This is a genomic window from Microbacterium sp. DWRC1-3 (assembly GCF_049896645.1).
Classification (GTDB): domain Bacteria; phylum Actinomycetota; class Actinomycetes; order Actinomycetales; family Microbacteriaceae; genus Microbacterium; species Microbacterium maritypicum.
Genome location: NZ_JAFCUS010000001.1, coordinates 1,426,758 through 1,447,538, shown reverse-complemented (window position 1 = coordinate 1,447,538; position 20,781 = coordinate 1,426,758). Strand labels below are relative to the sequence as shown.

At 68.4% G+C, this 20,781-nt stretch carries 21 protein-coding genes and 1 tRNA gene; 11 read left to right on the top strand and 11 right to left on the bottom strand.

The features are described from left to right. Positions 1-38 precede the first annotated feature (38 nt). On the top strand, positions 39-950 hold the full coding sequence (locus tag ACP699_RS06840; protein ID WP_426171546.1) for a DMT family transporter: 912 nt from the start codon (positions 39-41) through the stop codon (positions 948-950). Between the two features lie 4 nt (positions 951-954). Here the strand turns inward: ACP699_RS06840 and ACP699_RS06835 are convergent, their stop codons facing one another. Both ACP699_RS06835 and msrB read right to left on the bottom strand, forming a co-directional pair. Then, positions 955-1,521, bottom strand: a complete 567-nt coding sequence (locus tag ACP699_RS06835) for a nitroreductase family protein (RefSeq protein ID WP_055873864.1) — start codon at positions 1,519-1,521, stop codon at positions 955-957. Continuing rightward, on the bottom strand, positions 1,518-1,922 hold the full coding sequence (msrB, locus tag ACP699_RS06830) for a peptide-methionine (R)-S-oxide reductase MsrB (RefSeq protein WP_017828933.1): 405 nt from the start codon (positions 1,920-1,922) through the stop codon (positions 1,518-1,520). Before msrB ends, ACP699_RS06835 begins: the two co-directional genes overlap by 4 nt. Before the next feature lie 71 nt (positions 1,923-1,993). Here msrB and ACP699_RS06825 point away from each other — a divergent pair, with 71 nt between their 5' ends. The 4 genes from ACP699_RS06825 (at position 1,994) to groL (ending at position 5,657) form a co-directional block, all read left to right on the top strand. Beyond that, the gene (locus tag ACP699_RS06825) at positions 1,994-2,986 is read left to right on the top strand and encodes a DUF2332 family protein (RefSeq protein ID WP_426170212.1); all 993 of its coding nucleotides are present in this window, start codon (positions 1,994-1,996) and stop codon (positions 2,984-2,986) included. A 9-nt stretch (positions 2,987-2,995) separates the two neighbouring features. Then, on the top strand, positions 2,996-3,253 hold the full coding sequence (locus ACP699_RS06820; protein WP_017828931.1) for a DUF3263 domain-containing protein: 258 nt from the start codon (positions 2,996-2,998) through the stop codon (positions 3,251-3,253). Positions 3,254-3,334: 81 nt separating this feature from the next. Beyond that, a complete protein-coding gene (locus ACP699_RS06815; RefSeq protein WP_229778816.1) occupies positions 3,335-3,913 on the top strand; it encodes a LytR C-terminal domain-containing protein in 579 nt (192 codons plus the stop codon). A 124-nt stretch (positions 3,914-4,037) separates the two neighbouring features. Further along, on the top strand, positions 4,038-5,657 hold the full coding sequence (gene groL / locus ACP699_RS06810; RefSeq protein WP_426170207.1) for a chaperonin GroEL: 1,620 nt from the start codon (positions 4,038-4,040) through the stop codon (positions 5,655-5,657). Positions 5,658-5,724: 67 nt separating this feature from the next. Here groL and ACP699_RS06805 read toward each other — a convergent pair whose 3' ends face one another. The 3 genes from ACP699_RS06805 to ACP699_RS06795 all read right to left on the bottom strand — a co-directional run bounded on the left by ACP699_RS06805 (position 5,725) and on the right by ACP699_RS06795 (position 8,602). Next, positions 5,725-6,012: a WXG100 family type VII secretion target gene (locus ACP699_RS06805; RefSeq protein WP_055865175.1), complete on the bottom strand. Its 288-nt coding sequence runs from the start codon at positions 6,010-6,012 to the stop codon at positions 5,725-5,727. Positions 6,013-6,153: 141 nt separating this feature from the next. Further along, positions 6,154-7,848 carry a sensor histidine kinase gene (locus ACP699_RS06800; RefSeq protein ID WP_082524257.1) on the bottom strand — a complete coding sequence of 565 codons (1,695 nt, stop codon included), beginning with the start codon at positions 7,846-7,848 and terminating at the stop codon, positions 6,154-6,156. Between the two features lie 61 nt (positions 7,849-7,909). Beyond that, positions 7,910-8,602, bottom strand: coding sequence for a response regulator transcription factor (locus ACP699_RS06795; RefSeq protein WP_017828926.1), 693 nt, complete (start codon positions 8,600-8,602; stop codon positions 7,910-7,912). A gap of 163 nt (positions 8,603-8,765) precedes the next feature. Here ACP699_RS06795 and ACP699_RS06790 point away from each other — a divergent pair, with 163 nt between their 5' ends. Then, positions 8,766-9,797: a CPBP family intramembrane glutamic endopeptidase gene (locus ACP699_RS06790; protein WP_151485976.1), complete on the top strand. Its 1,032-nt coding sequence runs from the start codon at positions 8,766-8,768 to the stop codon at positions 9,795-9,797. 10 nt (positions 9,798-9,807) lie between these two features. Here the strand turns inward: ACP699_RS06790 and ACP699_RS06785 are convergent, their stop codons facing one another. From ACP699_RS06785 to ACP699_RS06775, 3 genes are read right to left on the bottom strand one after another with little or no spacing between them, the layout of a single operon-like run. Then, entirely contained in the window at positions 9,808-11,448 is a 1,641-nt protein-coding gene (locus tag ACP699_RS06785; protein WP_426170200.1) for a DNA repair helicase XPB, read from the bottom strand. A 37-nt stretch (positions 11,449-11,485) separates the two neighbouring features. Beyond that, a complete protein-coding gene (locus tag ACP699_RS06780; RefSeq protein ID WP_426170197.1) occupies positions 11,486-13,195 on the bottom strand; it encodes a helicase-associated domain-containing protein in 1,710 nt (569 codons plus the stop codon). A gap of 10 nt (positions 13,196-13,205) precedes the next feature. Continuing rightward, positions 13,206-13,481, bottom strand: coding sequence for a hypothetical protein (locus ACP699_RS06775; protein WP_017828922.1), 276 nt, complete (start codon positions 13,479-13,481; stop codon positions 13,206-13,208). A gap of 118 nt (positions 13,482-13,599) precedes the next feature. Between ACP699_RS06775 and ACP699_RS06770 the strand changes: the two genes are divergently transcribed. Together ACP699_RS06770 and ACP699_RS06765 are read left to right on the top strand one after the other, a co-directional pair. Next, positions 13,600-13,980: a cold-shock protein gene (locus ACP699_RS06770; RefSeq protein ID WP_426170193.1), complete on the top strand. Its 381-nt coding sequence runs from the start codon at positions 13,600-13,602 to the stop codon at positions 13,978-13,980. Continuing rightward, complete coding sequence (locus ACP699_RS06765; protein ID WP_055865161.1) at positions 13,964-14,542, top strand: DUF3027 domain-containing protein; 579 nt, start codon at positions 13,964-13,966, stop codon at positions 14,540-14,542. Before ACP699_RS06770 ends, ACP699_RS06765 begins: the two co-directional genes overlap by 17 nt. A 10-nt stretch (positions 14,543-14,552) precedes the next feature. Here ACP699_RS06765 and serC read toward each other — a convergent pair whose 3' ends face one another. Beyond that, entirely contained in the window at positions 14,553-15,665 is a 1,113-nt protein-coding gene (gene serC, locus ACP699_RS06760; RefSeq protein WP_055865158.1) for a phosphoserine transaminase, read from the bottom strand. Between the two features lie 101 nt (positions 15,666-15,766). On the opposite strand from serC, the gene ACP699_RS06755 reads away from it, so the two are divergent. From ACP699_RS06755 to ACP699_RS06745, 3 genes are all read left to right on the top strand, one after another. Next, on the top strand, positions 15,767-16,468 hold the full coding sequence (locus ACP699_RS06755) for a metal-dependent transcriptional regulator (RefSeq protein ID WP_055865154.1): 702 nt from the start codon (positions 15,767-15,769) through the stop codon (positions 16,466-16,468). A 361-nt stretch (positions 16,469-16,829) separates the two neighbouring features. Continuing rightward, complete coding sequence (locus tag ACP699_RS06750; RefSeq protein WP_055866793.1) at positions 16,830-17,576, top strand: M23 family metallopeptidase; 747 nt, start codon at positions 16,830-16,832, stop codon at positions 17,574-17,576. A gap of 309 nt (positions 17,577-17,885) precedes the next feature. Next, complete coding sequence (locus ACP699_RS06745; RefSeq protein WP_426170187.1) at positions 17,886-18,383, top strand: HNH endonuclease; 498 nt, start codon at positions 17,886-17,888, stop codon at positions 18,381-18,383. Positions 18,384-18,463: 80 nt separating this feature from the next. Here the strand turns inward: ACP699_RS06745 and ACP699_RS06740 are convergent. Together ACP699_RS06740 and ACP699_RS06735 are read right to left on the bottom strand one after the other, a co-directional pair. Next, positions 18,464-18,536: transfer RNA gene (locus ACP699_RS06740), tRNA-Arg, on the bottom strand. A 40-nt stretch (positions 18,537-18,576) separates the two neighbouring features. After that, positions 18,577-20,763 (bottom strand): MMPL family transporter, encoded by a 2,187-nt coding sequence (locus ACP699_RS06735; protein ID WP_426170184.1) that lies wholly within the window; start codon positions 20,761-20,763, stop codon positions 18,577-18,579. Between the last annotated feature and the right edge of the window lie 18 nt (positions 20,764-20,781).

Sequence of the window (20,781 nt, the reverse complement as noted above, 5' to 3'; positions counted from 1 at the left end):
GTCGACAGGTGCCAGAGCCCCGTCGACTTCCCGCCCCGGTGGCACTGGGCGGTGCGGTGGCGATCGGGGTGATGACGGCGATCCAGGCGCGGATCAACGGAGTGCTCGGAGTGCGTGTCGACGATGGGATCGTCGCCGGCTTCGTCTCCTTCTCCGTGGGCCTCCTGGCGCTCGCGGTCGTGATCATCTGTCTCCCCTCGGCCCGACGAGGAGTGGCGAGACTCCGCGACGGCATCCGGCAGCAGACGATCCCGTTCTGGATGCTGCTCGGGGGCGCCTGCGGCGCGCTCACCGTCTCCACCCAGGGACTCACGGCGGGGGTGCTCGGCGTCTCGCTGTTCACCGTCGGCGTGGTGGCCGGGCAGACGGTGCACGGCCTCGTGCTCGATCGGATCGGATTCGGTCCGGCAGGCGTCGTCGCGGTCACCCCCGGTCGGGTCCTCGGCGGTCTGCTCGCGCTCGCGGCGGTCGGCATCTCGCTCTCCGGTGATGTGCTCGCCTCCGCACCGCTGTGGATGCTGCTGCTGCCGTTCGCAGCTGGCGTCGGCATCGCGTGGCAGGCGGCGACCAACGGGCGGCTGGCGCAGCGCGCGCGCTCGCCGCTGGCCGCGACTCTGATGAGCTTCATCGCCGGCACCGTGGTCCTCGCGCTGGCGTCGGGTGTGAGCATCGCGTTCCGCGGCGCACCTGCTGCGCTGCCGGCGGAGCCCTGGCTCTACCTCGGGGGCTTCCTGGGCGCCGCCTACATCCTGCTCGGCACCTTCATCGTGGCCCAGACGGGTGTGCTGCTGATGGGCCTGGGATCGGTGCTCGGGCAGCTGGTCACGTCGGTCGTGATCGACCTCCTGTGGCCACCGGCGGCGGGACCCGCGCTCTGGCAGGTGCTCGCGATGGTCGTGGTCGCCGTCGGGTCGGTCGTCGTGGCCGTGCCGTGGCGGCGTCGACGCTGAGGCGCTACTTCTTCTTCTTCGCCTTCTCGGTGCTCGCCGCGGGCAGGCGCGTGACGAGCTTGCGGGCATCGACGCTCTTGCGCCGGCCGGGCTTCTTGCCTTCGGGCTTGCCACCCACGTAGAGCCAGCCGAGGAGCTCCTCGTTCTTGCCGAGGCCGTGGGCCTTGGCCACCGCCTTGGCACGCGTGTAGTGGCCCGTGCGCCAGATGACGCCCCACCCGGCCTCGTCGAGCAGAAGACTCAGCACGTGCGCGACACCGGACGCGACCGCCTCCTGCTCCCACCGGGGCACCTTCTCGCTCTTGCGGTAGCTCGCGACGACGGCGATGAGCAGCGGAGCGCGAAGCGGCTTCGACGAGGGTGAGGAATCTCCCTGGGCCTTCGCGATCGCCGCGCCCAGCACCTCGCGATCCGCGCCGCGCAGCTCGATCAGCCGCCAGGGCCGCAGCGATGAGTGGTCGGCGACGCGGCCTGCCGCAGCGACGAACGTCAGCAGCTCGTCGCGGGTCGGCGCGGTGTCTTCGACCTTCGACCAGGACTGCCGTGCCCGGACGGCGTCGAGGGCGCTCACGACGCGTCGGGGGTGAAGTTCAGTGCGATCGAGTTCATGCAGTAGCGGTCGCCCGTCGGAGTTCCGAACCCGTCGGGGAACACGTGGCCGAGGTGCGACCCGCAGTTGGCGCAGCGCACCTCGGTGCGCACCATCCCGAGGCTGTCGTCTTCGATGAGCTCGACCGCATCGGGGCGGATCGACTCGTAGAAGCTGGGCCATCCGCATCCGGAGTCGAACTTCGTGCCGCTCTTGAAGAGCTCGGCGTTGCAGGCGCCGCACGTGTAGAGGCCCGCACGCTCCTCATCGAGCAGCTCACCGGTCCAGGCCCGTTCGGTCGCGGCCTGCCGCAGCACGGCGTACTGCTCCTCGCCGAGCTCTTCGCGCCATTCGTCTTCGGTCTTGTCCACGCTGTACGACATGTGTCCTCCTGAGTCGTCTCCATTCTCCCCCGCGCGGCGAGGTCTCGGGTGCTCCGGGTCAGAATGGACGGATGACGGATGCTGTGCAGGAGCGCTACGCACGATTCGCCCGTGACGAGGCGCCCGGTCGCAGCGCCCTCTACGCGGCATGGGCCGCCGGAGTCGCCGCTGACGAAGAGGTGCGGGGTGTCCTGCTGCGGATTCCGGAGACGCGGAGGCAACCGCCTCTCGTGTTCGCCGTGACCCGGATGCTCGGCGCCGGACTCGCGGCGTATCCGCAGTGGCGGGAGTTCGTGCTCCGCAACGCCGACGAGGTCGTCGCGGAGTGCGCGAGTCGCAGCCTGCAGACCAATGAGCCGCTCCGCCTCGCCGCGCTGCTTCCCGTGCTGTCCGAGATCGACGGCCCGATCGCGTTGCTCGAGGTCGGAGCCTCTGCGGGGCTCTGCCTCTACCCGGACCGCTACTCGTATCGCTTCCTCGGTGACGACGGCGCGCTCCGAGCCGCGCTCGACCCCGTGGAAGGACAGTCGACAGTCGTGCTGGAGAGCACGGTGACCGGACCTCTGCCCCGGTTGCGTCTTCCGGAGATCGTCTGGAGGGCAGGCATCGATCTGGCTCCGCTGGATGCGGCGGACGAACGGGATCGGAGGTGGCTGCGCGGACTCGTGTGGCCGGGGGAGAGGGGGAGGGAGGAGCGCATCGATGCCGCGCTGAACATCGCGGCATCCGATCCGCCTCTGCTCGTCGCCGGGGATGCTCTGGAGGGTATCGAGGCGCTCGCGGCCGCCGCACCGACCGAGGCGACGCTCGTCATCACGACACCCGGCGTTCTTGTCCACATCCCGCGGGAGCGCAGGAGCGCCCTGGTCGCGCGCATCTCCGCCCTGGACGCGCGCTGGGTCACGATCGATCCGCCCGGTGCCCTGGATGTCTGGGTGCCTCCGGCGGACACGGAAGATTGGCCGGGCTTCGTCGTCGCGATCGACGGGCAGGTGCGTGCGGCCGCGGATCCTCTCGGCGCCTGGTGGGAGTGGCGAACAGCCCTCCCCGCGGATGCGTCCTAACCTGGACCCATGCTCGGAGATCTCACGGAGCGCGACCGCGCGATCCTCGCGATGGAGGTCGCGTGGCCGCGCCACGGCTCGGCCAAGGAAGAGGTCATCCGTGCCCAGCTGGGGATGAGCGCGGCGCGCTACTACCAGCTCCTCGGGCGACTGATCGAATCGGAAGCCGCTCTGGAGTACGACCCGATGCTGGTGCGGAGACTGCGTCGGATCCGGGATTCCCGTGCCAGGCAGCGCTCGGCCCGGACGCCGGGTTTCGTGGGCTGAACGCACGCACTGACAGCCTTGTGCATCGCATGATCCGCGCCGAGGAACGGATTGCCAGGAAGGTGCCGCTAGCATCGAGGGGTGTCCAAGCCCTCCCGCGATCGCTTCGATGACGTTCCCCGTTCCTCCGGACGTGTAGGAGCGCACCGCGCCGAAGCGCCGGGGATGAACGGCTGGGTCGTGCTGCTGTGGTCCTTCGTCGCCGCGCTCGTGCTCATCATCGGCGGGATCTTCGGGTCCCTCGTGGTGATGGGGCGCGTCTCGCTCTTCCCCGAGGCCGTGCCCACCGCCGTGCCCACCCCGGAGGAGACCGGCGTGGTGGACACCTCGATCTCCGTGCTGATCCTCAACGGCACGCCGGACGAGGGCCTGGACACGCAGATGAGGGATCTGCTCATCAACAACGGGTGGGCGTCGGACATCGTCTTCGCGGGCGACAGCTCCAGCCAGGACTTCCCCGCCACGACGGTCTTCTACCTCAACGACGAGGACGAGCTCGCAGCGATCGGGTTGGCGAACCTCCTCGGCGGCGCAGCCGTGCAGCAGAGCGACTACTACTCCGGTCAGACGGAGGACGGGCAGAAGCAGTTCACCGTGGTGATCGGCCTCGATCGATCGAGCTCGGCGTCCGAGACGCCCGGGGAGACTCCGGCCCCCTGACCCCCGGGTGGATCTCACCTCCGGCGGCTTGCACTCGAAGGTGTCGAGTGCCAGAATGGCGTTAGCACTCTCTCACTCTGAGTGCTAAACCCAACGTCTACGTCCAGGAGGGACGAAAAAACTCATGGCAAAGATCATTGCTTTCGATGAGGAGGCCCGCCGCGGCCTCGAGCGCGGCCTGAACATCCTCGCCGACGCGGTCAAGGTCACCCTCGGCCCGCGCGGCCGCAACGTCGTTCTCGAGAAGAAGTGGGGCGCCCCCACGATCACGAACGACGGCGTCTCCATCGCCAAGGAGATCGAGCTGGACGACCCGTACGAGAAGATCGGCGCGGAGCTCGTCAAGGAGGTCGCCAAGAAGACCGACGACGTCGCAGGTGACGGCACCACGACCGCCACGGTCCTCGCCCAGGCTCTGGTCCGCGAGGGTCTGCGCAACGTCGCAGCCGGCGCCGACCCCATCTCGCTCAAGCGCGGCATCGAGAAGGCCGTCGCTGCGATCACCAAGGAGCTGCTCGCCAGCGCCAAGGAGATCGACTCCAAGGAGCAGATCGCCGCCACGGCCTCGATCTCCGCTGCTGACCCCGCGATCGGCGAGCTCATCGCCGAGGCGATCGACAAGGTCGGCAAGGAGGGCGTCGTCACCGTCGAGGAGTCGCAGACGTTCGGCACCGAGCTCGAGCTCACCGAGGGCATGCGCTTCGACAAGGGTTACCTGAACCCCTACTTCGTCACGGACCCGGAGCGCCAGGAGGCGGTCTTCGAGGACCCGTACATCCTCATCGCGAACCAGAAGGTCTCCAACATCAAGGACCTCCTGCCCATCGTCGACAAGGTGATCCAGGACGGCAAGGAGCTCGTCATCATCGCCGAGGACGTCGAGGGCGAGGCTCTCGCGACGCTCGTGCTGAACAAGCTCAAAGGCATCTTCAAGTCGGTCGCCGTCAAGGCTCCCGGCTTCGGCGACCGCCGCAAGGCGCAGCTGCAGGACATCGCGATCCTCACCGGTGGTCAGGTCATCACCGAAGAGGTCGGCCTCAAGCTCGAGAACGCCACGCTCGACCTGCTCGGTCGTGCACGCAAGGTGATCGTCACCAAGGACGAGACCACCATCGTCGAAGGTGCCGGCGAGGCAGACCAGATCGAGGGTCGCGTCACGCAGATCCGTCGCGAGATCGAGAACACCGACAGCGACTACGACCGCGAGAAGCTCCAGGAGCGCCTGGCGAAGCTCGCCGGTGGCGTCGCCGTCATCAAGGCCGGAGCCGCGACCGAGGTCGAGCTCAAGGAGCGCAAGCACCGCATCGAGGACGCCGTTCGCAACGCGAAGGCAGCCGTCGAGGAGGGCATCGTCCCCGGTGGTGGCGTCGCGCTCATCCAGTCGGGCACCAAGGCCCTCGACTCCCTCTCGCTCTCGGGCGACGAGGCGACCGGTGCGAACATCGTCCGCGTCGCGATCGAGGCTCCGCTCAAGCAGATCGCGCTGAACGCCGGTCTCGAGCCGGGTGTCGTCGCGAACAAGGTCTCCGAGCTCCCCTCGGGCCAGGGCCTCAACGCGGCCACGGGTGAGTACGTCGACATGTTCGCTGCGGGAATCATCGACCCGGCGAAGGTGACCCGCTCGGCGCTGCAGAACGCAGCCTCGATCGCGGCTCTCTTCCTCACCACCGAGGTCGTCGTCGCTGACAAGCCCGAGAAGGCTGCAGCTCCCATGGGTGACCCGTCGGGTGGCATGGACTTCTGATCCCGCTCTCCTGACAGAACGCCCCCGGCTTCGGCCGGGGGCGTTCTGCGTTGATGCCGAGGTGGTGTCACCGGAACAGACTGGCCGAGTACTGATCGGCGTCTGCGTACTGGGTGGCCACCGAGCCGAGAGAGGTGCCGATCGATTCGAGCACCTGCTCCACGTGGACCTGAGCGCCCTGCCACTGCTCGGCGCACGTCTGGAAGGCGTTGGACGCCGTCCCCGACCAGGTCGACTGCAGCTGGCGGAGCTGGGCCATCAGGGTCGCGGACTCGCTCTGCAAGCGCTCGATGGTGGCGCGTGTCGCTCCGTGGGCCGCATGGACGGCTTCGGTGTCGACGGTGAAGACAGACATGGGAACTCCTTCTCGTAGGGGTTCCGAGGCTAGGCGGACGCCGCTGCCGTAGGCACCGACGAAGACAGCGAGCTCCGCGTGCTGTGCGCAATCGGTGCGCGGCAGTGTCGGTGCAGAAGCGCAGGCGGTCCGGGCCTGGGCTCAGGGCAGATCGAGCCGTTCCAGAGGCTGCGTGTCCTCGAGGAGATGCGCGGGAGTGGCCTGCGCCGGTGCGAGAGGAAGTGTGACGGTGAACGTCGCGCCGCCACCAGGGGTCTCCGAGACGTCGACGCCGCCGTGCAGCGCCTTCAGGATCGATGCGACGATGGCGAGCCCGAGGCCGGAGCCTCCCGTCTCCCTGGCGCGTGAGGTGTCGGCTCGCCAGAACCGCTCGAAGATCTGCTCCCGGATCTGCGGAGGGATCCCCTCGCCGTGATCGACGATCGCGATGCTTCCGGTTCCCGCGACGCGGTCCGAGTCGACGACGATCTCGATCGGACCGTCTTCCGGGGAGAATCGGCGCGCATTGCCCAGCAGATTGGTGACCACCTGACGGACCTTGTTCTCTTCGCCGAGCACGATCGGCGGTGTGCGCACAGGGAGATCGGTGACCTCTGTGAAGTCGATGGCTGGGGCCTGCTCCTGCGGCCGGGGACGACGGCGAAGGCGCGAGAGCGTGGCGCGCGACAGGCCGCGCGGGGTCGGGGGCTGCGGCGGCTGAAGCGGTGGGATCTCGTGAACGGGGATCACGGTCTTGCTGTCGGCGGTGCGGTCGATCACGGTGACCGTGCGTCCGGGAGCCGCGGCACGCAGATCGAGGGCGGCGTCCCTCGCGATCGGCCGCAGATCGAGCGGCACGATCTCCGGCTCGCGTTCCTCGTCCAACCGGGCGAGAGCGAGAAGGTCCTCCACCAGGACACCCATCCTGATGGCTTCCTTCTCGATGCGCTCCATGGCCCGGGCCGTATCCTCCTCGCCCTTGATCGCGCCCATCCGGTACAGCTCCGCGTAGCCGCGGACACTCACCAGCGGCGTGCGCAGCTCGTGGCTCGCATCGCCGATGAACCGCCGCATGTGCTGCACCGTGCGGTCCCGCTGCGCGAGAGAGCGGTCGACGCGATCGAGCATCGTGTTGATGGCGGTGTTCAGCCGCCCGACCTCTGTGGTCGGCTCCAGGTCGGTCAGCCGCTGCCGGAAGTCGCCGGCGGCGATCGACATGGCTGTCGCCTCGACCTGGCCGAGCCTGCGGAACGTCAGGGTCACGAGTCCACGCGTGAGGAGTGCGGCGATCAGGATGGTGATCAGGGCGATCGTGATGTAGATGCCGAAGTACTGGCTGATGATGCGATCGGCAGGCGAGAGCGGCAGGGCCACCAGCTGAATGCGCAGCACTCCGCCCTCCGAGGGGACCACGGCGACGGCGGCATGGAAGCGCTGGCCGTCGGCTCCCTCCATCTCGAGCGGGATCTGGTCGGTGTTCGCCGTCGCTTTCGTGAGGGAGTACTGGGCGGGGAACAGAGGCGCCTGGCCCGCGGTGCCGCGTGCCGTCGCGCGGAGCTCGCCCGTCGCGTCGTAGATCGCGAAGGAGAAGTCCCGAGGCTGCTCGTCGCGGGGGGTGTAGGTGCTGACGCCATCGACCGTCACGGTGTCGAAGTAGCGATCGACCAGGTCACTGGAGACCAGGGCGGGAAGCTGGGCGTCGATGTTCGCGACCAGGGCGTTGCGCAGGATCGGCACCGTGCCGATACCCGCGACGAGCAGGCCCAGGGCGAGCACCGCGACCGTGACGCCGGTGACCTTCGCCCGAAGGCTGATGCGTCGCCACCAGCTGGTGACCGCATCGGGCTTGTGCGCCATGCGGTCCTCCCTCATGCGGCGACTCCGCCGCGGGGCGGCGTCGATGGTGGTGCGGTGGTCGTCAGACCGTCTTGCCGACCTTGAGCATGTAGCCGAAGCCGCGCTTGGTCTGGATCAACGACTCTTCGGTGTGCGGATCGATCTTGCGGCGGAGGTAGGAGATGTAGCTCTCCACGATGCCGGCGTCGCCGTTGAAGTCGTACTCCCAGACGTGGTCGAGGATCTGGGCCTTCGACAGCACGCGGTTCGGGTTGAGCATCAGGTAGCGGAGCAGCTTGAACTCCGTCGGGCTCAACTCGATCGGCTCCTTGCCGACGTGGACGTCGTGCGTGTCCTGATCCATGGAGAGCTCACCGGCGCGGATGATCGACTCCTCGTCGGCCTGCATCGTGCGGCGGAGGATCGCCTGGGCCCTGGCGACGATCTCGTCGAGGCTGAACGGCTTGGTGACGTAGTCGTCGCCACCCGCGTTGAGGCCTTCGATCTTGTCGTCGGTGCCGTCCTTCGCCGTCAGGAACAGGATCGGGGCGGTGAAACCCGCGCCGCGGAGGCGCTTGGTCACGCTGAACCCGTTCATGTCGGGCAGCATGACATCCAGGATGATGAGGTCTGGCTCCTCTTCGAGGACGGCCGAGATCGTGGCGGCGCCGTTGGCGACCGTCTTCACCTGGAATCCGGCGAAGCTGAGACCCGTGGAGAGCAGGTCGCGGATGTTGGGTTCGTCATCGACGACCAGGATGCGCGGAGCAGTCATGTCCCCATTATGGTGACTCCGGCCATGTGGATGCTGACTATTGTGCGGAACGGCGTGGAGTCGCCCCCTTCGAGCGAGCCGGGCGCGCGGCAAGTGGACGGCGGGAGCAGAGATCGTCCCACGGTCGGATGCGGCGCACAGCTGCGCACGGGAGGATCGAGGTATGAGCTTGAACGAGGACGCCACCCCCGCCCCCGGAAACACCGTCGCACAGGCCGGACTGCCCGGTGTCGAGCAGCTCGCCTACCACCGGCTGGCACGCCTGCGGCCGCGGTATCGCTGGTGGCGCATGCTGCTGACCGGGCTCGTCGGCATCGCCCTCTACATCGCGATCCTGCTCATCGTGATCGTGCCGCTGGCCATCGTGTCGATGCTCGTCCCGGGGTGGGGCATCGATGCGCAGGTGCTCCTCACGACGTCGCAGTATTTCGACCTCGACCGCCCGTGGCTGCTCGTGGCGCTGGTGCTGCCGCTGATCCTGATGATCCCCGCCCTGCTGCTGGCCTCGCGGATCGTCGAGGGACGCGGGGTCGGTCTGCTGTCGTCCGTCACCGGGCGTCTGCGGATGGGATGGCTCGGCAGGAGTCTGCTGTTGGCGCTCGCGGTGTTCGTCGTCTACTTCGCCGTCGTGCTGGGGTGGTCGGCGCTCACCGGCGACGCGGTGACCGCCGACTTCTCGCACCCGGGGCTGTGGATCATGGTGCTGCTCGTGCTGTTGCTGATCCCCTTCCAGGCCGCGGCCGAGGAGTACGTGTTCCGCGGGTATCTGATGCAGCTGGTCGGGGGATGGCTGCGTCATCCCGCCTTCGCCATCCTCCTGCCCGTGCCGCTGTTCGTGCTCGGCCACGGCTACGACATCTGGGGCGCGGCCAGCGTGGGCATGTTCGCGATCGTCGCCGCCTGGCTGACCTGGCGCACGGGTGGACTCGAGGCGGCGATCTCGCTGCACATCGTCAACAACGTGCTCATCTTCCTGCTCGGATCCGTCACCTTGGTCGACGCCAACGCGACCTCGGGCACGGCTGTCGACCTTCTCGCGTCAGCGCTGGCCATGGTCGTCTACGCCCTGCTCGCCGACCGTTGGGCGGCGAGGCTCGGGATCGCACGCACGGCGCGGGCCGCATCGCCCACCGTGGGGGCGACCGGTACCCATCACCTCGGCCTGGCCCTGCAGGGACGTTCCGCCCGAGCGTGATCTTCCGCGGTCAGGCGGCGATCGCGTCCGAGTCCATGATCGTGTAGCTGTATCCCTGCTCGGCCAGGAAGCGCTGGCGGTTCTGGGCGTAGTCCTGATCGATCGTGTCGCGGGCGACGAGGGTGTAGAAGCTCGCGGTGTGCCCCGACTGCTTCGGGCGCAGCAGGCGACCCAGTCGCTGGGCCTCCTCCTGACGCGATCCGAAGGAGCCGGACACCTGGATCGCGACCGAGGCCTCAGGGAGGTCGATCGAGAAGTTCGCCACCTTGGAGACCACGAGGAGCGAGATGTCGCCTTCGCGGAAGGCGCGGTAGAGCTCTTCGCGCTCGTCGATGGGGGTCGCGCCGGTGATCTGCGGCGCGTTCAGAGCCTCGGACAGCGACTCGAGCTGATCGAGATACTGTCCGATCACGAGGATGCGCTCGCCCTCGTGCTTGGCGATGAGCTCACGCACCGCCTGGACCTTCGCCGGGGCGGAGGCCGCCAGGCGATAGCGTTCGTCGTCGGTCGCCGCGGCGTATTCGAGCCGGTCGCTCGGCGGCAGATCGACGCGCACCTCGTAGCACGCGGCGGGGGAGATGAAGCCCTGCGCCTCGATCTGCTTCCAGGGAGCGTCGAAGCGCTTGGGGCCGATCAGGCTGAAGACGTCGCCCTCGCGTCCGTCCTCGCGCACGAGGGTGGCGGTGAGGCCGATGCGTCGACGCGCCTGCAGGTCGGCGGTGAGCTTGAACACCGGAGCCGGCAGCAGGTGCACCTCGTCGTACACGATGAGGCCCCAGTCGAGGGCATCGAGCAGCGCCAGGTGCGCGTACTCGCCCTTACGCTTAGCGGTCAGGATCTGGTAGGTCGCGATCGTGACGGGCTTGACCTCTTTGGCCTGACCCGAATACTCGCCGATCTCCTCGGGAGTGAGGCTGGTGCGCTTGAGCAGCTCGTCGCGCCACTGGCGGGCCGAGACGGTGTTGGTGACGAGGATCAACGTGGTGGTCTTGGTCGCGGCCATCGCGCCGGCGCCCACGATCGTCTTGCCGGCGCCACAGGGGAGCACGACGACGCCGGAGCCGTCCTTCGAGAAGGCATCGACGGCATCCTGCTGGTAGGGGCGGATGTGCCAGCCGTCCTCGGCGAGGTCGATCTCGTGCGGTGTCCCCGGGGTGTACCCGGCGAGGTCTTCGGCGGGCCAGCCGATCTTCAGCAGCTCCTGCTTGATCTGCCCGCGAGCCCAGGCATCGACGACGAACGACTCAGGCGTCGGGTGGCCGATGAGCAGCGGCTGGATGCGCTTGTTGTTCGCGACCTGCGCCAGCACGGCGGGATCGGAGGAGCGCAGGATCAGGGTTCCCTCGTCGTCGCGTTCGATGACCAGCCGCCCGTAGCGGTTCACCGTTTCGCGCAGGTCGACGGACACGGAAGGAGGCACGGGGAAGCGCGACCAGCGATCGAGCGTCTCGAGCATGTCTTCGGCGGTGTGCCCTGCGGCTCTGGCGTTCCACAGCCCCAGACGCGTGATCCGGTAGGTGTGGATGTGCTCGGGGGCGCGTTCCAGCTCGGCGAAGATCGCCAGCTCGTGGCGGGCGCTCTCGGCGTCGGCGTGGGCGACTTCGAGCAGCACGGTGCGATCGCTCTGGACGATCAGTGGGCCATCAGACATAGCTCACCAGTTTAGCGGTCGAGACAGGTGCAGGGCCCTACGGCGCGACGATCGTCGCTGTGAGGATGCTCGACACCGGGAGGGTCCGCTCCACGTCGGCCGCCCGGTCTCGTCCGCGGAGCCTGCCGCCGCCGATCCCTGTCGCTTCCAGGAGGAGTTCCCTGGTCGATCCGTCCGGCATCCCGACCGTGACCTGGAGGACGGACTTCGCGCGCACGGCCGCCTCGAGCTCACGGTCGAGCCACGCCGCATCGGCATCCGGTCCCTGATGCGAGCGCAACCGGGTGATGAGCGGCATCAGGTCGATCGAGTCCCCGCTCGATGCCGACGACGGGGGCGCCGGATGCCGCTCGCGGACGAGCAGGGCGCCGTCGGGGCCGACGAGCGTCGCCGGATATCGCGCATCGGTGAGCGCCCAGTACACCGTGTCCCGGCCGACGCGGGTGGTCAGGGCGTCGAGGTGCGCGGTGAGGGCGAGCGGGCGGAGGGACTGATCCACCGCCATCGCCTGGATGAGGTGCGAGTCGGAGCTCTCGATCCGCGTGCGGCCGGTATCGTCATCGGTCGAGACGCGGACCAGCCCGTGTCGCTGGGCGGTCTGGGCGATCAGGTAGCTGAGGGGCTGGGGGAGCCCCGTGAGGGAGACGGAGGACAGGAAATCGAGGATCGACTGCTCGGTCTCGCCTGCGACGAACGCGTGCGCCACCGACTCGGAGGTGAAGCGGTAGGACGACGCCTGGGCTGCGGACTCCCGGGCCGCGATCGTGCGCAGTCGCACATCGAGCGCCGGCTCCAGCGGACCCGGTGCGATCGCCGTCAGATCGTTCTGCAAGAAGATGCGGTCGACCTCGGTCGGCAGCAGGCGCACGAGAGCTTCCGGGTCGGCGGCATCCCCGCGACGCAGGCTCACGGCCCACTCGGGCTCGGTTGCGTCCTCGGCGATCAGACCGAGTAGCGAAGCCGCTTCCTGCAGGGTGCGCGAACGCTCGGCCCAGGCGGGATCCCACGGGTGTGCGAACGGCCATACCTCGGGCGGGATCCATCCGCCGGTCTCGGAGCGGACTCCGCGTGGCAGCGCGTCGCGGAACGCGGTCGCAAGGACCGCCCATCGATCGGCAGCGGACGAGCGCAGCCAGTCCTCCGCCGACTGGCTCGATCGCAGCCGCCGGTCTGCGGAGACGGCGAGCCCGGACTGGAGCGCGATGGCGGCGAGGGTGTCGACGATCTCGGCGGGGACGCCGGCTTCGGTGAGCTGACGCTTCTCGCCGGCGCTGACGCCACCGCCCGTGAGCAGGGCGAACGGGCTCTCCCTCGCGATCATCAGAAGGTCGGCGAGCACGGCCACGGTCGTGAAGGCGCGCTCGGCCGCGTGCGCTGCGGCAGCCTCGGACGAGGCCGGTGCCGGTGCTTCGGCGGGCGGTCCGGAGGCGGTGCGCCCGGCGATCGCGGCGACCACCGGGGGATAGGGCTTGCCGTCGGGACGGAGCAGCGCGAGCGCTTTCAGTTGCTCCGTCTCGCGTCCGGCGTCCTTTCCGGAGGCGGCGGAGACCAGCGCGCTCGCCTCGGATGCCGTGAGCGTGGGGAGCACACGCGTCAGCGATGCCGGATCGAGCAGTGCCTCAGCGGCATCGAAGAAGTCCTGCCACGGCGCATCCGCTCGCACGCCCCGTGCGCGGAAGAGGTGGCGGAGGTCGTCATCGCTCGCTGCCGCCAGCCAATCCGCCAGCGGTCGCGCGTGAGTGCTCATGGCCGATTCCTCAGGAACGCGAAGACGCGCGTCCCTTCCGGATGAAGCTCATGGTCAGGAGCGTGATGATCATGAGGAAGGCGACCGGCAGTCCCCAGTAGGGGATCGCGGCGACGACGGGCCAGATGCCCTCGCCGAACGCGGCCTGGTCCATCCCGAGCGCGGTGCCGATGATGATCGCGAAGAAGCACACCACGGACGCTGCGGCGATTCCGAGCGCGGTGAACGCCAGGATACGATCCAGCCGGCGGATGGGAACCTCCGGTTCGGAATTCTGCGTGCTCATCCGCCTCAGCCTACTCGCACTGAGGCCTTCGGCTGCGCGAGCGCCACGACCGGTAGGCTGGGGGCACGCGCACGAGCGCGTCCACTGTTCTGCATATCGATCTCAGCGAGGTTCTCCCATGCCCACCGGCAAGGTCAGGTTCTACGACGAAGACAAGGGTTTCGGCTTCATCGCCAGCGATGACGGCCAGGACGTCTTCCTGCACGCCTCCGCGATGCCCACCGGCACCGCGGTGAAGGCCGGTGCACGCGTGGAGTTCGGCGTCGCCGACGGCAAGCGCGGACTCCAGGCGCTGTCCGTGCGTGTGCTCGAGGCACCGCCCAGCCTCTCGAAGGCCAAGCGCAAGCCTGCAGACGATATGGCCATCATCGTCGAGGATCTCGTGAAGCTCCTCGACGGCATCGGCGGGGATCTGCGCTGCGGGCGCTACCCCTCTTCCGGACAGGGCCGCAAGATCGCGGCCGTCCTGCGCAAGGTCGCTGATGACCTCGACGCCTGACGCCGACGCGCGTCTCATCGCCGCCCACGACCTCGCGCTGGCCGCGCTGGCCGAGATCACCCCGGCGTCCACGGTCGGCCCCGCCGCCGGATACCTCGCCGAGGAAGACGGCTCGGTCTCGCTGCGCTTCCAGAACCGACTCCCCGGCTACCCGGGGTGGTTCTGGACCGTGACCGTCGCCCGCGTCGAGGGCGAGGAGCCTACGGTCCTCGAGATCGAACTCCTGCCCGGCGACGGCGCGCTGCTCGCGCCGGAGTGGGTCCCCTGGGCCGAGAGGCTGGCCGAGTACCGCGCCCATCAGGTCGAGCTCGCCGAGGCGGCCGCTGCTGCCGGCGGCGACGTGGCGATCGGCGACGATGCGTTGGCCGACGATGGTCTCGACGACGACGACCTCGATGACGACGACCTCGACGACGGCGAAGCGGACATCCTGCACGCCGGCGATCTGGACGGCGTGGACATCGACGAACTCGACGACGGCGCCGCCGAAGACGAAGAGTCGGAAGACGACGACGCCGACGCCCTCGATGAGGACGCCGGCGAGGTCGACGAGGAGGAGTGACTCCAGGCGCTCAGGCGCCCAGGTTCTCCAGCACGTACTCGATCGATCGGGTCAGCTGACGCACGTCATCCGGCTCGATCGAGACGAACGTGGCCACGCGCAGCTGGTTTCGCCCGAGCTTGCGATAGGGCTCCGTGTCGACGATCCCGTTCGCGCGGAGCGTCTTCGCGATCGCCGCGGCATCGATGCTGTCGTCGAAGTCGATCGTGGCGACCACGGGCGAGCGGTGTGCGGCTTCCGTGACGAACGGCGTCGCGACGGAGGAGGCCTCGGCCCAGTCGTACAGAACCGAAGACGACTCGGCGGTGCGCGCCGCCGCCCAGGCGAGGCCGCCGTTGTCGAGGATCCAGCGCAGCTGGCTGTCGAGCAGGTGCAGGGTCGTCAGTGCCGGGGTGTTCAACGTCTGGTTGAGCCGCGAGTTGTCGACCGCGTTCTTCAGGCTCAGGAACTCGGGGATGTAGCGACCCGACGCGGCGATGCGATCGATGCGCTCGATCGCGGCCGGCGAGACCGCGGCGAACCACAGGCCACCGTCGGAGCCGAGGTTCTTCTGCGGTGCGAAGTAGTACACGTCGGCCTGTGCGGCATCGAAGTCGATACCTCCCGCCGCGCTCGTGGCGTCGATGACGGTCAGTGCGCCATCGACGGCGATGCGCTGGATCGGTGCGGCGACGCCGGTCGAGGTCTCGTTGTGCGGCCAGGCGTACACGTCGACGCCTTCCACGACCTCGGCGACGGTCAGCGAGCCGGGCTCGGCCTTGCGCACGTCGGGTGCCTCGAGCCAAGGCGCGGCGGCGGAGGCGGCGAACTTGCCGCCGAACTCGCCGAACACGAGGTTCTGGCTGCGGCGCTCGATGAGGCCGAAGGCTGCCGCGTCCCAGAACGCGGTCGATCCGCCGTTGCCGAGGATGATCTCGTATCCCTCGGGAATGCGGAACAGGGCGGCGAGCTGCTCGCGGACGCTGCCGACGAGGTTCTTCACCGGCGCCTGACGATGCGATGTCCCCAGGATCGTCGACCCCGAAGAGACCAGTGCCTCGAGCTGCGCAGGGCGCACTTTCGAGGGACCGCAGCCGAAGCGGCCGTCGATGGGCAGGAGGTCACGGGGAATCTCGATCGCCATGGGTCGATTCTAGGGGGCGCTCGACCTGTCGCAGGACCGCTCGAGAGTCCGATGTCCGCCGAGGAATGTAGGCTTGCCTAAGAACCTCGGAGGGCCTGCACATGACCGACCTGATCGACACCACGGAGATGTATCTCCGCACCATCCTCGAACTCGAGGAGGAGAACATCGTGCCGCTGCGCGCGCGCATCTCCGAACGTCTCGGCCACTCCGGTCCGACCGTGTCGCAGACCGTCGGCCGCATGGAGCGCGACGGTCTCGTCATCGTCTCCGAGGATCGCACTCTCGAGCTCACAGACGCGGGGCGCAACAAGGCCGTCAACGTCATGCGCAAGCATCGGCTCGCCGAGCGTCTGCTGTCCGACGTCATCGGACTCGACTGGGCGTTCGTGCATGAAGAGGCCTGCCGCTGGGAGCACGTAATGAGCGAGCAGGTCGAACGCCGCCTCGTCGAGCTGCTCGGACATCCCACCGAGTCGCCGTACGGCAATCCGATCCCCGGACTCGACCAGCTCGGAGACGTTCCCGCGCGCACCTTCGACGAGGGCGTCATCGGACTCGTCCAGCGTCTGAACGCCGCGGGTGCACCCGTCGAGGGCACGGTCCGTCGTCTCGCCGAGCCGGCTCAGGTCGATCCCGAGCTGCTCGAGCAGTTGCGCGACGCGGGTGTCGTTCCCGGCGCCCACGGAGACTTCCGCTTCAGCGAGGGCTACGTGCTCATCCAGATGGACGGCAAAGACGAGGGGCTCGAGCTCCCGGTGGAGCTGGCATCGCACATCTTCCTGGTCGGCGAACCGGCCTGATCCCGCGAGAAATCCGGGGCCGACGCCAGAGCAGCGACGGGGCGCCGGAGGCTTCTGCGGTGATTGTCAGATTCCCGGGGTGACATGATCGTTATCTTCCGGTAACCTCGGACAGGTCGCCAGCGAAGAAGCCCGCTGGAGATGAACCCGCGAAGATTGCCTTCCAGGCTCGTCGTCTTCACGGCAGGAACGCACAAAGTACCCGAGCTACATTCGTGCCACGAGAGCAGAGTGCCGACGAGCCAGCGCTGACCCGAACAGCGCGAGGGCCCAGGAGGACCAAGTTTTGGCCGCAGACATCGAACCGCCCGCGAAGAAGACATCTGAAGACCGAGTACCCGCCCGCCGATCCGGTGCGCGCATGAGTGCTCGCAAGGCCGTCAAGCCGCTCCGATCCATCGCCATCTTCGGAGCCGTCGGTGCACTGGTCGCCGGGATCGCGCTGCCCGCCTTCGCCTCGACGAAGCCGAGCGAAGCCGCGCCGACGACTGTTCAGCAGCTCGCGGCCGTCGACGCGCAGTCTCTCGTCGTCGCTTCGCAGGCCACTGCGGCACCGCTCGCTCGCGGCACCTTCAGCGCGACCACCCCCGAGGAGATCGAGAAGAAGAAGGCGGAAGAGGCGGCCGCAGCACGTGCAGCCGCCGCTGCTTCCACCGCAGGGACCGCCTCCTCCCGCTTCAACACCGCGGGCTACGCGCTCACCTCGCCGGGTTCCGGTGAGGTGCGCTATCCGCTTCCCATGGGTTCGTGGAACGTCAGCCGCACGGTGGGCGGTGGGCACAACGGCGCCGACATGCTCGCCCCGGCCGGTACGCCGATCTATGCGGCCGCCGCCGGCGTCGTCCGTGCTTCCGCAGAGAGCATCGGCGGCTACGGCGTTGCCGTGATGCTCGACAGTGTCGTCGGTGGGCAGCGTGTGCAGACCACCTACGGCCACATGATCTACGGCTCGCGTCAGGTGCAGGTGGGGCAGACGGTCTCCGCCGGGCAGCTGATCGGCTACGTCGGCAGCACCGGCCGCTCGACCGCCAACCACCTCCACTTCGAGGTCTGGATCAACGGCGGACTCGTGGAGCCCATGTCCTGGCTCTCGGTCAACGCCGGCTGATTTCCGGACACGCCTCACTCCATTCACCCGCTGTTTCGCCCTGCACCCAGCGCGATGGGTTAGCCTGATCCCGTTGTCGTACAGGTGGGAGAGGCTGATGGAGCGAATACCGAGCATCCGAACCATGGATGCCCTCGGTCGTCACGTCCTTCTGCATAGCCCGCAGGGATGCCACGGCGTTGCCGTGCGCGAAAGGCGCTGTCTCTAGACGGCGCCTTTTTTCGTCCCCGCGATCGATCTGCCTCCTGCACGACCTCGTGTGAGTCGAGAGTGCCGGGAAGCCGTCCCGGCGGATCGAGAGGATGACGAATGCGCACACTGGTCCTGAATGCCGGATACGAGCCGCTGGCGATCGTGTCGTTCAAACGAGCCCTGGTGCTGGTGATGAACGACAAGGCGACCGTGATCGAACGGGTCGAGGAAGACCCCGTCTGGGGCACGCGCGGCGTCTACGATCGCCCGGCGGTCATCATCCTGGCCCGCTACGTGCGGGTCCCGACGAGCAGGCGTGTGCCCGTCACCCGGCGCGGTGTGCTCCGCCGCGACAACCACCGCTGCGGATACTGCGGGAAGGCGGCATCGACGATCGATCACGTGCTGCCGCGCTCGCGCGGGGGAGCGGACTCCTGGGAGAACCTCGTCGCGTGCTGCCTGCGCTGCAACAACGTCAAGAGTGATCGCACGCCGCAGGAGATGCGCTGGCAGCTGCGCTTCACCCCTCGACCGCCGCACGGCACCGCCTGGACCGTGCGCGGAACCGAACGCAGCGACCCGCGATGGGAGCCGTACCTCGCTCTGGCCGCCTGACGCCGCGGACCCGCTGACGAGGGCCTGAGACGACGAAGAGGGGCCACCCTTTCGGGCGGCCCCTCTTCTCTTCGACGTCGTGCCCGCGACAGGATTCGAACCTGCGACCTGCCCTTTAGGAGAGGGCTGCTCTATCCCCTGAGCTACGTGGGCGTGCATCCAGTCTAAGCGACCGGATGCACGCCGCCACGTCTCAGTCCTTCCCGCGCCGCCACAGCTTCGACGGCCACCAGATCGCCTTGCCGATGTCGTAGGTCAGCGCCGGGACCAGCAGCGAACGCACGACGAAGGTGTCCAGGAGCACACCGAAGGCGACGATGAAGGCGAGTTGCACCAGGAACAGGATCGGGATCACCGACAGCGCGGCGAAGGTCGCGGCGAGCACGAGACCCGCCGAGGTGATCACGCCGCCGGTGATCGAGAGACCACGCAGGATGCCCTCCCGCGTCCCATGCGCCTTCGACTCCTCGCGCACTCGCGTCATCAGGAAGATGTTGTAGTCGATGCCGAGCGCGACGAGGAAGACGAAACCGAAGAGAGGAACTGCGGGATCGGCACCGGGGAAGGCGAAGATGCCATTGAAGACGAGCGCCGACACCCCCATCGCCGTGCCGAAGGACAGCACCGTGGTGAGGATCAGCAGCACGGGCGCGAGGACCGAGCGCAACAGCAGCATCAGGATGAACATGATCACCACGAGGATGACGGGAATGATGAGGTTCCGGTCGTGGATCGAGGCGTCGTTGGTGTCGATCGAGGTCGCCGTGACTCCTCCCACCAGGGCATCCACGCCGTCGAGCTCGCCGCGAAGCTCGCGCACCGTGGAGGCTGCGGCCTCGGAGTCCGCGGCATCGGTCAGAGTGCCCTGCAGGAGCACGTCGCCCTTCACCGTGGTCGGCTCGGGGACCGGCGTTCCGGGAGGGCCCACGGCCGTGATCGCGTCTGCGGTCACAGGGGCCGAGCCGCTCGGGGAGTCGGCGGAGGTCACGGAGACCGCGTCGACGCCGTCGTTCGCGAGCAGGATGTCAGCGGCGTCCTGCAGTTGGTCCTCGGCGACGACGACGTAGACCGGACTGCCGGATCCGCCGGGGAAGTGCTCGCCGAGCGCCACCTGGCCGTCGCGCGCTTCCGATGCACCGAGGACCAGGTCGGACTGCGGCACGCCGTCCACATCGAGCTGGGTGACTCCCGCCGCTCCCGCGAGCAGGACGAGCGTGGTCACGATCCAGATCACGCGCGGACGGCGCTTGATGAAGCCGGCGAGTCGCGCCCACAGACCCGTGGTGCGCATGCCGTGCTCTGCGGCGACGACCTCCGGCTCGAAGCGCGGGCGTCGCGGCCAGAAGACGGCGCGTCCGAAGAGCAGCAGCAGTGACGGCAGCAGCGTCAGGGCGGAGAGCATCGCGAACACGATGCCGATCGCCGCGACCGGCCCGAGCGTGCTGTTGGATTTCAGATCGCTGAGCAGCAGGCACAGGAGCCCTGCGATCACCGTGCCGCCCGATGCGACGATCGGCTCGACCGAGCCCTTCCACGCCGCCATGATCGCGGTGCCCTTGTCCTGTGAGACGCGCAGCTCTTCTCGGAAGCGCGCGACCAGCAGCAGGGCGTAGTCGGTGGCAGCGCCGATCACCAGGATGAAGAGGATTCCCTGCGTCTGGCCGCTGAGCAGCAGGATCTCGAACTTCGCGAGCCACCACACCACGAGCAGCGCGACGCAGAGGGCGAAGAGGCTGGTGGACAGCACGACCAACGGGAGGAGGAACGAGCGATAAACCAGCACCAGGATGACCAGCACGGCGAGGAGCGCGACGCCCAGGAGTAGACCGTCGATACCGGCGAAGCCTGCCACCAGGTCGGCACTGAACCCCGCGGGTCCCGTGATGTAGACCGTGATCCCGTCAGGGACCGCAGCGCGCAGCTCTTCCCCGAGAGCGCTCGTCGCGTCCGCGAGCTCGGCGTCGGAGTCGATCGGGATGAAGGCCTGCACCGCGCGGCCGTCATCCGAGGGGAGTGCGGGAGAGACGTCTTCGCCGACGCCTTCGACCTTCGGCGCGTCCGCGACGGCACCGGAGATCGCGTCGAGCTCGGCAGCAGTGAGCTTCTCGTCGGAGGTGAACACGGCGATGGCCGGGATCGAGTCGCTGTCGTTGAACTCGCCCAGCAGCTTCTGCACCTGGGTCGCATCCGCGGACTCGGGGAGGTAGGTGGTCTGCTCGTTGGAGGAGACCTCGTCGACCTTGCCGAACAGGGGTCCGCCGAGCGATGCGCCCACCAGCCACACGAGGATCAGGGCCACGGGAAGGAAGACGCGCACCCAGGAGTGTCGTCGTGAACGCTCCCTCGTGGACGGGGTCGGCGTCGGTTCGCGGCGGGACATCGGGTTCCTTTCGGGTGT